At 69.8% G+C, this 13,315-nt stretch carries 12 protein-coding genes and 1 pseudogene; 3 read left to right on the top strand and 10 right to left on the bottom strand.

The window, feature by feature from the left end:
* The first annotated feature begins 91 nt into the window (after window positions 1-91).
* Window positions 92-1,396, top strand: coding sequence for a DUF349 domain-containing protein (locus tag Q0P88_RS02150; protein ID WP_295010781.1), 1,305 nt, complete (start codon window positions 92-94; stop codon window positions 1,394-1,396).
* 89 nt (window positions 1,397-1,485) lie between these two features.
* Window positions 1,486-2,106 (top strand): type IV toxin-antitoxin system AbiEi family antitoxin, encoded by a 621-nt coding sequence (locus Q0P88_RS02145; RefSeq protein ID WP_295010640.1) that lies wholly within the window; start codon window positions 1,486-1,488, stop codon window positions 2,104-2,106.
* Here the strand turns inward: Q0P88_RS02145 and Q0P88_RS02140 are convergent.
* The 8 genes from Q0P88_RS02140 to Q0P88_RS02105 form a co-directional block, all read right to left on the bottom strand.
* Window positions 2,085-4,367, bottom strand: coding sequence for a bifunctional (p)ppGpp synthetase/guanosine-3',5'-bis(diphosphate) 3'-pyrophosphohydrolase (locus Q0P88_RS02140; protein WP_295010639.1), 2,283 nt, complete (start codon window positions 4,365-4,367; stop codon window positions 2,085-2,087). The genes Q0P88_RS02145 and Q0P88_RS02140 overlap by 22 nt on opposite strands.
* Before the next feature lie 57 nt (window positions 4,368-4,424).
* The gene (secF, locus tag Q0P88_RS02135) at window positions 4,425-5,426 is read right to left on the bottom strand and encodes a protein translocase subunit SecF (protein WP_295010638.1); all 1,002 of its coding nucleotides are present in this window, start codon (window positions 5,424-5,426) and stop codon (window positions 4,425-4,427) included.
* Window positions 5,426-7,150: a protein translocase subunit SecD gene (secD, locus tag Q0P88_RS02130; RefSeq protein WP_295010637.1), complete on the bottom strand. Its 1,725-nt coding sequence runs from the start codon at window positions 7,148-7,150 to the stop codon at window positions 5,426-5,428. The genes secF and secD overlap by 1 nt, the downstream gene beginning before the upstream one ends.
* Before the next feature lie 63 nt (window positions 7,151-7,213).
* Window positions 7,214-7,654, bottom strand: coding sequence for a preprotein translocase subunit YajC (locus Q0P88_RS02125; RefSeq protein WP_295010636.1), 441 nt, complete (start codon window positions 7,652-7,654; stop codon window positions 7,214-7,216).
* A gap of 78 nt (window positions 7,655-7,732) precedes the next feature.
* Complete coding sequence (ruvB, locus tag Q0P88_RS02120; protein WP_295010635.1) at window positions 7,733-8,761, bottom strand: Holliday junction branch migration DNA helicase RuvB; 1,029 nt, start codon at window positions 8,759-8,761, stop codon at window positions 7,733-7,735.
* Complete coding sequence (ruvA, locus tag Q0P88_RS02115) at window positions 8,754-9,356, bottom strand: Holliday junction branch migration protein RuvA (RefSeq protein WP_295010634.1); 603 nt, start codon at window positions 9,354-9,356, stop codon at window positions 8,754-8,756. The genes ruvB and ruvA overlap by 8 nt, the downstream gene beginning before the upstream one ends.
* Before the next feature lie 9 nt (window positions 9,357-9,365).
* Entirely contained in the window at window positions 9,366-9,971 is a 606-nt protein-coding gene (gene ruvC, locus Q0P88_RS02110) for a crossover junction endodeoxyribonuclease RuvC (RefSeq protein ID WP_295010633.1), read from the bottom strand.
* Window positions 9,972-10,087: 116 nt separating this feature from the next.
* On the bottom strand, window positions 10,088-11,020 hold the full coding sequence (locus tag Q0P88_RS02105) for a LysR family transcriptional regulator (RefSeq protein WP_295010632.1): 933 nt from the start codon (window positions 11,018-11,020) through the stop codon (window positions 10,088-10,090).
* A gap of 71 nt (window positions 11,021-11,091) precedes the next feature.
* Here Q0P88_RS02105 and Q0P88_RS02100 point away from each other — a divergent pair, with 71 nt between their 5' ends.
* Complete coding sequence (locus Q0P88_RS02100) at window positions 11,092-12,090, top strand: DMT family transporter (protein ID WP_295010631.1); 999 nt, start codon at window positions 11,092-11,094, stop codon at window positions 12,088-12,090.
* A gap of 32 nt (window positions 12,091-12,122) precedes the next feature.
* Here the strand turns inward: Q0P88_RS02100 and Q0P88_RS14060 are convergent.
* Window positions 12,123-12,413, bottom strand: a pseudogene (locus Q0P88_RS14060) (GrpB family protein); the annotation flags it as partial.
* 22 nt (window positions 12,414-12,435) lie between these two features.
* On the bottom strand, window positions 12,436-13,194 hold the full coding sequence (locus Q0P88_RS02095; protein ID WP_295010630.1) for a YebC/PmpR family DNA-binding transcriptional regulator: 759 nt from the start codon (window positions 13,192-13,194) through the stop codon (window positions 12,436-12,438).
* Window positions 13,195-13,315 lie beyond the last annotated feature (121 nt).

The following is a 13,315-nucleotide window of genomic DNA, read 5'->3' as shown; positions in this document are numbered from 1 at the left end:
GCCCGACGCGTCCGTCACGGCGCAGGACTCGTCCACGGACGCCCCCGCGGCCCCTGCGCCGCGGCCGTCGGCGATGCCGCGTCCGCCCGCCATGCCCCGCCCGCCCGCGCGCACGATCCGGCCCGCCGCCCCCGCGGCTCCCGCGACGGCAGGGCCGTCGAGCATCAGCGATGCCGCAGAGTGGGGTCGCGTGGACGAGGACGGCACCGTCGCGGTCCGCGAGAACGGCGGATGGCGCGTCGTGGGCGAGTACCCCGACGGCACTGCCGCCGAGGCGCTGGCCTATTTCGCCCGCAAGTTCGACGATCTCGCTTTCAAGGTCAACACGCTCGAGCAGCGCGTGAAGAGCGGAGGCGCGGCCGCCGGCGACCTCTCCAAGCAGGCGGGCCACCTCGTCGTCGAGCTCACCGATGCCGCCGCGGTCGGGGATCTGCAGGGGCTCCGCTCCCGTCTGGACGCCCTGACCGCGTCGCTCGCGGACGCCTCCGCGGCGGAGGCCGTCGAGGCGAAGGCCGCGGTGGACGCCGCGATCGCCGAGCGCACCGCGATCGTCGAGCGCTCGGAGGCCATCGCCGCGCAGGACCTCTCCTCCGTGCAGTGGAAGAAGGTCACCGAGGAGATGGGCGCGCTCTTCGACGCCTGGCAGAACCACCAGCAGACCGGGCCCCGACTGCCCAAGGGTGCCGCCAACCAGCTCTGGAAGCGATTCCGGGACGCGCGCGCGACCGTCGACCGTCAGCGCCGCGCCTTCTACGCCGAGCTGGACGAGACGCACAAGGCCGCGCGGGACCGCAAGGCGCGCCTCGTGGAGCGTGCCGAGGCGCTCGCGCCGCGGGGCGTCGACGGGATCCCCGCGTACCGTGCGCTGCTCGACGAGTGGAAGGCCGCGGGACGCGCCGGACGCAAGGCCGACGATGCGCTCTGGGCCCGGTTCAAGGCGGCCGGCGACGCGCTGTACTCGGCGCGTGCCGAGCAGGCCGCCGCGACCGAGGCCGAGTCCGCGCCGCGCATCGAGGCGCGCACCGCGCTGCTCGAGGAGGCCAAGGCCGTCACCGACGAGCCCAACCTGGCCAAGGCACGAGCGCTGCTGACGCGCATCCAGCGTCAGTGGGACGACGTCGGCCGGATCTTCCCGCGGGAGAAGGAGCGTGCGCTCGACGACAGGCTCCGCGTCATCGAGCAGGAGCTCAAGGGCCGCGAGGACGTCGACTGGAAGCGCAACAATCCCGAGACGAAGGCCCGCGCCGGCGCGATGAGCGAGCAGCTGCAGCAGGCCATCGCCAAGCTCGAGGCCGCGCGCGACGCCGCGGAGAAGTCGGGCGATGCACGAGCGCTGAAGCAGGCGACCGAAGCGCTCGAGGCGCGTCGTGCCTGGTTGGGCGCCCTGGACGGCTGATCCGGGGACGCCGGCCGATCGAGACGGCTTGTCCACAGGGCGGGGTGCTTCGGCGCCCCGCCCTGTGGCGTTCCCGGGACAATGGCGGCATGAACGGCCTCTTCGTGCACCGGATCGGCATCGTGCACCGGATCGGTGACCGCCTCTCCCCCGCGGAGCTCAGCGCGGCCAGACTCGACGGCCATGTGGTCGAGCTCGGCGAGGCGTACGTCCCGGCAGACCTCGTCGAGACCGCCGCCCTCCGCGCGCTGTCTCTCGCGACGGTGCTGCCCCGGAGCGAGGGGGTGGCGTTCGCGGGGATGAGCGCGGCCTGGATCCACGGCGCGGGCGACGCGCCGCCCCGCGTCCACGAGATCCAGAGCGCCTCCGGACGACGATTGCGCAGCGCGCCCGTCACCCGTCTGATCGTCCATGACGTGGCACTCGGTCACCACGACGTCCGTCGGATCGGCACCGTCGCCGTGGCCTCCCCGGAACGGACCCTCATCGATCTGCTCCGCTGGCCGCCGACGGTCCCGGAGCGCGCGGTCTGGGCACGGGCCCTCGCCGAGGCGGATCCGACGCTCGTGACCAGGATCCTGACGCGGGCGGAGGTGGACGGGCGCGGACCGGGGATGGACAGGGTGCGCGCCTTCCTGCGTGCGCGCGGCGCACCGGCGACGCCCGCCGCGACGCCGGTGCGGCGGGGTCAGGAGGACGTCACGCGATAGACGTCGTAGACGGCGTCGATCCGGCGCACCGCGTTCAGCACGCGGTCCAGATGCACGGTGTCGCCCATCTCGAAGACGAAACGGCTCAGCGCCAGGCGGTCGGAGTTCGTCTGCACGCTGGCGGACAGGATGTTCACGTGATGCTCGCTGAGCACCCTGGTCACGTCGGAGAGGAGCCCCGAACGGTCGAGGGCCTCCACCTGGATCTGCACGAGGAAGATGCTCCGGGTGGTCGGGGCCCACTCGACCTCGACCATGCGGTCCTTCTCCGCCGAGAGCGCCTTGACGTTCACGCAGTCGGCGCGGTGCACGGAGACGCCGCTCCCGCGCGTGACGAAGCCGACGATCTCGTCGCCCGGCACCGGCGTGCAGCACTTGGCGAGCTTGACGAGGATGTCGGCGGAGCCGCGCACGAGCACGCCGGAATCCCCCTCGCGAGGCGCCCGGCTGCGACCCTGGGTGGGGACGTCGATCGCGCCGGTCGTGGTGTCCTCGGTCGTGGAGATGAGCGCGGTGACCTTCTCGAGCACCGACTGCGTCGAGACATGGCCTTCGCCCACGGCCGCATAGAGCGCGGAGACGTCCTCATAGCGAAGCTGATGCGCGACCTCGGTGAACGACTCCTGGCTCATCAGACGCTGCAGCGGCAGGTTCTGCCGACGCATCGCGCGCGCGATCGCCTCCTTGCCCTGCTCGATCGCCTCCTCGCGCCGCTCCTTCGTGAACCAGCCGCGGATCTTGTTGCGCGCGCGGGTGCTCTTGACGAAGGTGAGCCAGTCCTGGCTCGGGCCGGCGTCGGGGTTCTTCGAGGTGAACACCTCGACCACGTCGCCGCTGTTGAGCGCCGTCTCCAGCGGGACGAGCCGTCCGTTGACCCTCGCACCCATCGTACGGTGGCCGATCTCGGTGTGCACGGCGTACGCGAAGTCGACCGGCGTGGCACCGGAGGGAAGGCCGATGACGCGCCCCTTGGGCGTGAAGACGTAGACCTCCTTCGCACCGATCTCGAAGCGCAGCGACTCGAGGAACTCGCTGGGATCCGCCGTCTCGGCCTGCCAGTCGGAGATGTGCGCGAGCCAGGTCATGTCGGCGTCCGAGGAGGATGCGGCGACGCCCTTGCCCCCGTTCATCCGCTCCTTGTACATCCAGTGCGCGGCCACGCCGAACTCGGCCTGCTGGTGCATCTCGTGGGTGCGGATCTGGATCTCGACGGTGCGGCCCCCTGGACCGATCACCGTCGTGTGGAGCGACTGGTAGAGGTTGAACTTCGGCGTCGCGATGTAGTCCTTGAAACGCCCGGGCAGCGGCGTCCATCGGGCGTGGATCGCTCCGAGCACGGCGTAGCAGTCGCGCACGGTGCTCACGAGCACGCGGATGCCGATGAGATCGTAGATGTCGTCGAACTCCCGGCCGCGGACCACCATCTTCTGGTACACGGAGTACAGCTGCTTGGGCCGTCCGGCGACCTTGCCGCGCACCCGCAGATCCCGCAGATCGCTCTCGACGGCGCCGATCACTTCGCGGATGTACTGCTCGCGCTGAGGGGTGCGCTGCTTGATGAGGCTCTCGATCTCGGCGTAGATCTTCGGGTGCAGCACCGCGAAGGAGAGGTCTTCGAGCTCCGACTTGATCGCCTGGATACCGAGGCGATGCGCGAGCGGAGCGTAGATCTCGAGGGTCTCCGTGGCCTTCTTCGCGGCCTTCGCCGGAGGCACGAAACCCCAGGTGCGCGCGTTGTGCAGGCGGTCGGCGAGCTTGATGATGAGCACGCGGATGTCTTTCGACATCGCCACGATCATCTTGCGGACCGTCTCGGCCTGCGCGCTGTCGCCGTACTTGACCTTGTCGAGCTTGGTCACGCCGTCCACGAGCATGGCGACCTCGTCGCCGAACGTGGCGGTCAGGTCCGTGAGGGCGTAGCCCGTGTCCTCGACCGTGTCGTGCAGCAGGGCGGCGGCGATCGCCCGCGGCCCGAGACCGAGATCCGCGAGGATCTGCGCCACGGCGAGGGGATGCGTGATGTAGGGCTCGCCGCTCTGTCGCTTCTGCCCTTCGTGCTTCTCGGCCGCGACCGCGTATGCGCGCTCGATGATCGTGAGATCGCCCCGCGGGTGGTTCTGCCGGACGGTGCGGATGAGGTTGTCGAGGTCGTTGATCCGGGGCGCGCGCGAGAAGATCCGCGGCACGAGCCTGCGCAGACTCGACCCCTGCCCCTGTCCGGACGCGGGGTTCGCGCCCTGGGACGTGGAAACCTCGCTCATCCGACCTCCAGGCAGATCATCCTACGCGCGGAGAAGAGCACCGGACGCATCGACGGATCAGACCTCTACCGCGGTGACGGTCGCCCGCGCACGGGCCTCACGGACGCGCTTGTCGCGCTCGGTGATGGTGTGCTCGTTCTCCCGGAAGAGCGAGTAGAGCGGCGCGGCGACGAACAGCGTCGAATAGGCCGCGACGATGATGCCGACGAAGATCGACAGGGAGATGTCGGTGAGGGTCTGCGCGCCGAGCCAGAAGGCGCCGATGAACAGGATCGCGCCGACCGGCAGCGCCGCGATGACCGCGGTGTTGATCGATCGGATCAGGGTCTGGTTGACCGCGAGATTGACGGACTCGCCGAAGGTCCGTGACGACTTGGCGCCTTCCTCGGTGGTGTTCTCCCGGATCTTGTCGAACACGACCGTCGTGTCGTACAGCGAGTACGCCAGGATGGTCAGGAATCCGATCACCGCGGCGGGCGAGATCTCGAAGCCGGCCAGCGCGTACACGCCGACGGTGATGACCAGCACGTCGACCAGTCCCAGGATGGCCGCCGCCGACATCTTCCAGGTGCGGAAGTAGAGCGCGAGGATCAGGAAGGTCAGCGCGAGGAAGATCGCCAGACCCCACAGCGACTGGCGCGTCACGCCCTCGCCCCAGCTCGGACCGATGAAGGACGTGTTGACCTTGTCCTCGGAGACGCCGTAGGCCTTGGCCAGAGCCGCCGCGACGTCGTGCGTCTCCTGATCGTCCTTGAGCTGCGCGGTCTGCACCCGGATGTCGCGGTTGTTGACGGTCGTGACCTTGGTGGTCACGTTCGGCAGCACCGAGCGCACGGCGGAGGTCGCGATGTCCTGGTTGCGATCCGCGGGGGCTTCGACCGTGAACTGCGATCCGCCGGTGAACTCGATCGAGAACTGGACGGGGCGGAACAAGGGCACGAGGGCCGACGCGATCACGAGCACGATCGCGATGACGAACCAGATCCGCCGCTTCGCGACGAACGGGAAGGAGGTCTTGCCGGAATAGAGGTCGTTGCCGAACTCGTTCATCGAGCGCATCAGTCGTTCTCCTCGTTCCCGGAGCGCGCGGCCCCGGTGTCGGATCCGGCGAGGGCTTCGGCCCTCTTGCGTTCCGCGATCGTCTGGCGACGCTCCGCCTCGCCCCGGGAACGACCCGCCTTGGCGGCACGGCCCTGCGACGCGGGAGCCACGCTGCGGTACTCGGTGCGCGTGCGGTAGACCGCGCCCAACGCCTCGGGGTCCATGCCGCTGAGCGGATGCCCGTTGCCGAAGAAGCGGGTGCGCGCGAGGAGCTGCATCACCGGGTGCGTGAAGATCACGAAGATCGCCACGTCGATGATCGTGGTGAGACCGAGGGTGAACGCGAAGCCCTTCACCGTCGCGTCGGCGAGGATGTAGAGCACGACCGCGGCGAGGATGTTGATCGACTTCGAGATGTAGATCGTGCGCTTCGCACGACCCCAGCCGTCTTCCACGGCGCCCGTGATCGACTTGCCGTCGCGCAGCTCGTCCCTGATCCGCTCGAAGTAGACGATGAAGGAGTCGGCCGTGAATCCGATCGAGACGATCAGACCGGCGACACCCGCGAGCGAGAGCCGGAAGCCCATCCGCCAGCCCAGGATGCAGATGATGACGTACGTCAGCACGGCCATGACCGCGATCGACGCGACGATCACGAACCCGAGTGCGCGGTAACTGAGGAGCGAGTAGATCGCGACGAGTCCGAGGCCGATGAGGCCGGCGATGAGGCCGATCTGCAGCTGCTGGGAGCCGAGGGTCGCGGAGATGGTGTCGGAGCTCTGCACCGTGAAGCTCAGCGGCAGCGCGCCATACTTCAGCTGGTCCGCGAGGCTCTTGGCCGTCTCCTGCGTGAACGAACCGCTGATCGAGGGACGACCGTCCAGGATCACGCCGTTCATCGTGGGGGCCGAGATCACCGAGCCGTCGAGCACGAACGCGAACTGGTTGCGCGGCGTCTGGTTCTGCTGGGTGTAGCCGTAGAGGCGCTGGCTCACCTTGCCGAAGGCGTCGGTGCCTTTGGCGTTGAAGGTCAGGTTGACCTCCCACTGCCCGTTCTGCTGGTTCATCCCCGCGGTCGCGTCGGTGATCGACGTGCCGTCGAGGGCGACGGGGCCCAGCAAGTACTTCGCCTGGCCGTCGCACGCGATGAGCGGCTGATCGGTGGGCTGCTTCGCCGCGTCGCGCTTCGTGTTGCAGTCGAAGGCGAGGAACTCGGCCTGCAGCTTCGGTGTGATCCAACTCGTGTCGCTGCCGTCGGTGGGCGACGGTGAGGGGGTGGAGGCGAGATCCGGCGCCGGCGTCGGGTACGGGGTGCTCTTGCCGTCCTGGCCGACGAACGAGGTAGCGGGATCCGTGGCGGCCAGCACAGGGCGCAGCTCGAGCTTGGCGCTCGCCTGGATCCGGTTGCGCGTGGCCTCATCGGCCTTCCCCGCAATCTGGACGACGATGTTGCGACCGCCCTCAGTCGTGATGTCGGACTCGCCGACGCCCGAGGCGTCGACACGCTGTCGGATGATCTGCGCGGCCTGGTCGAGCTGCTCCGCGTTCGGATCCTTGCCGTCCGCCGTCTGCGCACTCAGGATGATCTGCGTCCCGCCCTGCAGATCGAGGGCAAGCTGCGGGGACCAGGAGCTCTTGCCGAAGATCACACCGCCGGCGTTGATGCCGAAGAGCACCGCGATGAGCACGAGCAGGCCGAGCAGGACCCGCCAGGCGTGCTTGACGGGAGAAGAGGATGCCACGAAGGTTCTTCGCTTTCTGGAGAACGGGGCGGAAGGTCTGTCCGCGCCGGAGCGCGGCGGACGTCAGTTCTTGTCGTCGGCCTCGCGCTCCAGGCGGGCGCGGGTCTCCTCGGCGGACTCGATGCGGGGGTCCGCCGAGGCAGCGGGCCGCTCGTCAAGAGGCGTCTGGTCATCGAGCGGCGTGTGCTCCTCCGTGGCGACGAGAGCCGTGGCCTCCTCGTCGACGATGCGCAGGATGGCCTGCGAGTGCACCTCGATGACGGTGCCGGGTGCGATCTCGACGCGTGCCGGCTGATCGAGGTTCTCCGGGTCGAACTCGACGATCGTGCCGTAGATGCCGCCCTGCAGCAGGACGCGGGCGCCCGGAACGGTCTCGCGCGCCTTCTTCTCCTGCTCCTCCTTCATGCGCTTGTTGCGACGACGGGTGCTGAACACCATGAAGACGAGGAGGATCGCCAGAACGAAAAAGAGTCCGTACTGGCTGAAGAAATTGCCGATGTTCATGCGGGAGAAGGGCCTTTCGAGCGTGCGAGCCGTCGATGGGTACGCGCGGTGCAGGGACAGGGTGGAAGTCTTCAGCGATTATAGGTCATCGAACAATGCCGCCCCCTCGGGGTGGCCGATGCCGAGATGCGCATACGCCTCGGGCATCGCGATGCGACCGCGCGGCGTGCGCCCGAGGAAACCGATCCGGACGAGATACGGCTCCACGACGCTTTCGATCGTGTCGGGCTCCTCCCCGACCGACACCGCGAGGGTGCTGAGCCCCACCGGACCGCCGCGGAACCGGCGCACGATCGCGTCGAGCACCGCCCTGTCCAGGCGGTCGAGCCCGATCCGGTCCACGTCGTAGAGCTCCAGCGCCGCGCGCACGTCCTCGACCGACGCGGAGGATCCCCCGCCGTGCACGAGCGCGAAATCGCGCACGCGACGGAGCAGGCGGTTGGCGATGCGCGGAGTCCCTCGAGACCGCCGCCCGATCTCGGCGCGCGCCACCGCCGGGACGTCGACGCCCAGCACGAGCGCCGAGCGCTCCACCACGCGTTCGAGCTCCTCGGCGTCGTAGTACTCCAGGTGCGCCGTGAAGCCGAAGCGGTCGCGCAGCGGGTTGGGGAGCAGGCCGGAGCGCGTCGTCGCGCCGACGAGCGTGAAGGGCGCGAGCTCGAGCGGGATGCTCGTGGCCCCCGCGCCCTTGCCGACCATGATGTCGATCCGGAAGTCCTCCATCGCGAGGTAGAGCATCTCCTCGGCGGAGCGCGCCATCCGGTGGATCTCGTCGATGAAGAGCACCTCGCCCGGGGTGAGGCTGCTGAGGAGAGCCGCGAGGTCCCCGGCGTGCTGGATCGCGGGACCGCTCGACATCCGCAGGGCGCGGCCGCTCTCATGGGCGACGATCATCGCGAGGGTCGTTTTTCCGAGGCCGGGAGGTCCCGAGAGCAGGATGTGGTCCGCCGGCCGGTCCTGGATGCGCGCCGCGTCGAGGAGCAGCTTCATCTGACCGCGGACCTTGTGCTGGCCGACGAACTCGTCGAGGCTCGCGGGACGCAGTGCCCCCTCGATCGCCAGCTCAGCGTCGTCCGTGGCCTCGGCGGAATCGCGGAACTCAGGCACGGGCCGGACCCAGAGTCGCGAGGGTGCGGCGCAGCAGCAGCGCCACCGAGGCGCGCTCGGTCTCGCTCGCCTCGGCGAGGCTGCTCTCCGCGGCGTCCGCGGCGACGCGCTCGCTCCAGCCGAGGCCCATCAGCGCCGCGATCAGCTGCGTGCCGATCTCGTCCGGCACGGAGGAGATCGGGGTGGCCGCTGTGGGCGGCTGCAGCTTGCCGGCGAGCTGGACGACGATGAGCTTGGCGGTCTTCGGACCGATCCCGGAGACCCGGCGGAACGGGGCGTCGTCGTCCGCGTCGACCGCCGCCGCGATCTGATCCACGGACAGATGCGAGAGCACGCCGAGGGCGGACTTCGGACCGACCCCCGTGACGGAGAGCAGATGACCGAACACCTCCAACTCGGTGGCCTCGGCGAATCCGAAGAGCGACAGCGCGTCCTCGCGCACGATGAGCGAGGTGTGCAGCCGCAGCTCGTGTCCGAGGCGGGCCGTGTGCGCCACGTCCCCCGGGACGGCGACGAAGAACCCGACTCCCCCGACCTCGATGACCACGGAGTCCGCGGTCGTGGCCAGCACGATGCCGCGCAAGGAGGAGATCATACGACGATTCTACGCACGCGCTCGTAGGTATGTTCGAGCGACACGCTCCGCGTCGGCCCACGCGCGCTGCGCCGGCGTCTGGCCTGCGCCTGCCGCCGAGCCCGCGGGATCGGACGCGGCCCCCCGCCAGGCGTGGCACAGCGCGATGGCTAGCGCGTCCGCGGCATCGGCCGGCTGCGGCGGCGCGTCGAGCCGGAGGATCCGGGCGATCATCGCCTGGACCTGCTTCTTATCGGCCGAGCCGTATCCGGTCACAGCCGCCTTGACCTCGCTCGGGGTGTGCGTCGCCGCGGGAAGCCCGTGCTCCGCCGCGATGAGGAGCGCGACTCCGCTCGCCTGGGCCGTGCCCATGACGGTGTGACTGTTCTGCTGCGCGAAGACCCTCTCCACGGCGACGGCCTCCGGGCCGTGCGCGGCGATCACGGACCGGATGCCCTCCGCCACGGACGCGAGCCGTTCGCCGATCGGCGCGTCGACCGGCGTCCGGATCACGCCCACGTGCACGAGCGTGCCCCTCCGCATCGGATCGACGTCGACCACGCCGACCCCGCACCGGGTCAGTCCGGGATCGATCCCCAGGATCCTTCGTGCGCTGATCCTCCGTGCGCTCGTCATCCGACCAGGCTAGGTCTCGCGACGCGTGCCGTGGCGGAGGCGCACCGCCGCTCCGCTCCGTCCACGCCTCGTCGCGCGGCGCGGAGGACGCGTCGGCGTGCCCGAGCGCGGCCGCGTCACGCGCGTGGCGTGGACTCGGCTTCGTCCGCGCCGGCGATCAGCGCCGCGTGCGCCCGGATCGCATCGAGCACGGCGCGCACGCCCCGGCGACGCAGCGCCTCGGGGCGGGCGAGCACGTCGATGCTCCGGCGAGGGGCCGCGTCGTGCGCGATCGGACGCTGGACGAGACCTGCGCCGAGGTAGCAGCGACCCGTGTGCCGCGGGAGCAGCGCGACGGCGTCGGAGGCGCCGAGGAGTGCGGCCGTGACGGCGTAGTCGTTGACCTGGTGCCGGACACGCGGCTCGCGCCCGCTGAGCGCGCCGAGCAGCGAGACCGATCCTGCGAGCGGATAGTCCTCGTGCACGTTGATCCATTCGACGTCGGCGAGCTCGTCGATCGAGGCGGGCGCAGCGCGATCCAGATCGTGGCCGCGGCGGAAGGTCAGATCGAGCGGTTCGTCCAGCAGCGGGATCACCTGGATGCCGGACGGCCACCGATCCGCGCCGGGGAGTCGGTGCGCGATCACCAGATCGATGTCGGCGGTGAGGGCGGCATACCGGTGGTGGGCGACGTCGCGATCCGTGAAGCTCAGCACCGGGTCGCTCGGTAACCGGGCACTGAGCAGGGCAGGGAAGAACGTCTGGGCCACGGAGGAGAGGGCCGAGACCGATACCGTCGCCGCCTCGGTCGCGTGGAAGCGGTCCACCGCGTCCTGCGCCTGCGCCATCGCGATCTCGACCCCGACGGCGGCGTCCGCGAGCGCGTGCCCCGCGTCCGTCAGCACCGTCCTGCGCCCGTCGATCCGGGTCAGCGCGACGCCCGCGCGCCGCTGGAGCGCCGCGAGCTGCTGCGACACGGCCGAGGGCGTCACTCGGAATGCGACGGCGACCTGCGCGATCGAGCCACGGTCACGCAGTTCGCGGAGGGCACGGAGTTGCTGTGGATCCATAAGAAGAACTTACGGCTTGGATCAGCGATCGCTATCTGGTCTGATGATTCACGAACAGCGAGGCTGAGACGGTGCCCGTCCTCCCCCGCTCCTTCGCCGTCCGCCGTCACGACGCGCTGCTGCTGCTCGGCGCCGTCTGCTGGGGCTCGACCTATCTCGTCGTCAAGCAACTCCTCCCGGATCCCGACGGCGCGCCGGCCCTCATCGCCACACGGATGCTCCTCTCGGCGGCAGTGCTCGCGCTCTTCGCGATGGCGCGTCGGAGGGGGCGCCCGACGCCCGCCGAATGGCGGACCGGGGTTCTCCTGGGTCTCCCGCTGAGCATCGTCTTCGCCCTGGAGACGTACGGCGTCGCCCTGACGAGTGCGACCAACGCGGGCGTCCTCATCGCCCTGTGCATCGTGCTCGTGCCCTTCGCCGAAGCAGCGGTTCGTCGCACGCGACTGCGGGGCGTCATCGTCGCCCTGTGCGCGGTCGCCATGATGGGAGCGTGGTTGATCGCCGGCGGACACACGCTCTCGGCTCCCGGTCTCGGCGACCTGTTGATCCTGGGCGCCGCGCTCGCGCGGGTCGTGCACGTCACCGCGTCGAGCGCCCTGCAGGCGGCCCGTCCGATGGACCCCACTCGGCTCACCGCGATCCAGCTCGGAACCGTCGGAGTGGTGTTCGCGGCGCTGTGCCCCGTTCGCGGCACTCCCGTCGGCGCCTTCTTCGCCGGCATGACGCCTCCTCGACTGCTCGCGCTGCTGTATCTGGCGATCGTGGCCGGCGCTGTCGTGTTCGTGATCCAGACCTGGGGCATCGCGGCGACCTCCGCGACCCACGCCGGACTGCTGCTCGGCACCGAACCGGTGTGGGCCGCGCTCTTCGGCGTCTTCGTCGCTCATGATCGTCTGACCCCGATGAGCGCCATCGGCATCGTGGTGATGCTGGTCGCGGTGTTCGGGGCACAGCGCCTCTCGGCGCGCGAGGCGTCCGGAAACCGGGCTCCACGCGCGAAACGCAGCCCTCCGACGCCGTCGATCAGCCCGGAGCGTGCCAGCCCATCCGCGCCTGCGCCTCGTCCATGAACTGTCGTGATGGGCGGGATCCGATCCTGGCCGGAGCGTGTCGTGATCGACGCCGGGCGAGTCGGACGCGCTCCGCGTGCCCGCGCGAACCCGAGCGGGAGCACCGCCTGGCGGATCCGCCGCTCCTCCGGCAGCTCCGTCAGAGTCAGCTGCAGATCGAGGAAGGGCTTCGCAGCCAGCCCCGGCACCGCGGTCGAACCGATGCGCTCGATCCACGCGCTCTCACCCAGGACAGGCGAGAGCACCCCTCGCAGACGCGCGATCCAGTCTTCCGCGAGCGATGGCCACGCCGGGTCGTACGGGACGATCTGCGGCGCGGCCATCGGGGTCTCTTCGGGATGCGGCCTACTCGTCGTTCTCGAGCTCGGCCTGCACCTCGGGCGTGAGATCGAAGTTGGCGTAGACGTTCTGCACGTCGTCGCTGTCCTCGAGGGCGTCGATCAGGCGGAAGATCTTGCGCGCCGTCTCGGCATCGACCTCGACCTTGAGATTCGGCACGAACTCGACGTCCGCGGACTCGTACTCGATGCCGGCATCCTGCAGCGCACTGCGCACCGCGACGAGGTCGGAGGCCTCGGTGATGATCTCGAAGCCCTGCGCATGCGGCTCGATCTCCTCGGCGCCGGCTTCGAGTGCCGCCATCATGACGTCGTCCTCGGTGGTGTTCTCGCCTTCGACGACGATGACGCCCTTGCGGGTGAAGTTGTACGCGACGCTGCCGGGATCGGCGAGCGTGCCGCCGTTGCGGCTCAGCGCGGTACGCACCTCGGCGGCGGCCCGGTTCTTGTTGTCGGTCAGACACTCGATCATCAGCGCGACGCCGTTCGCGCCATAGCCCTCGTACGTGATCGAGGAGTACTCGACCGACTCGCCGCCGATGCCGGCGCCGCGCTTGATGGCGCGGTCGATGTTGTCCTTGGGGACGGAGGTCTTCTTGGCCTTGAGCACGGCGTCGAACAGCGTCGGATTGCCGGCCTGATCGGGGCCGCCGAGCTTCGCCGCGACCTCGATGTTCTTGATGAGCTTGGCCCAGGACTTCGCACGGCGCGCATCGATGACGGCCTTCTTGTGCTTCGTCGTGGCCCACTTGGAATGCCCGGACATATGTCTCCCGCTCTATCCGCCCCGGGGCTCATCCCGCCAGGGCATCGTCCATTCTAACGAATCGGCCATCCTCGTCGTCGCCGACTGCTCCGCCCGCGACACGACGCAGGAGTTTTGGGCC

The sequence above is a fragment of the uncultured Microbacterium sp. genome (assembly GCF_945952435.1).
Classification (GTDB): domain Bacteria; phylum Actinomycetota; class Actinomycetes; order Actinomycetales; family Microbacteriaceae; genus Microbacterium.
The sequence above is the reverse complement of the archived record's forward strand: the minus strand, read 5'-3'. Positions and strand labels throughout refer to the sequence as shown.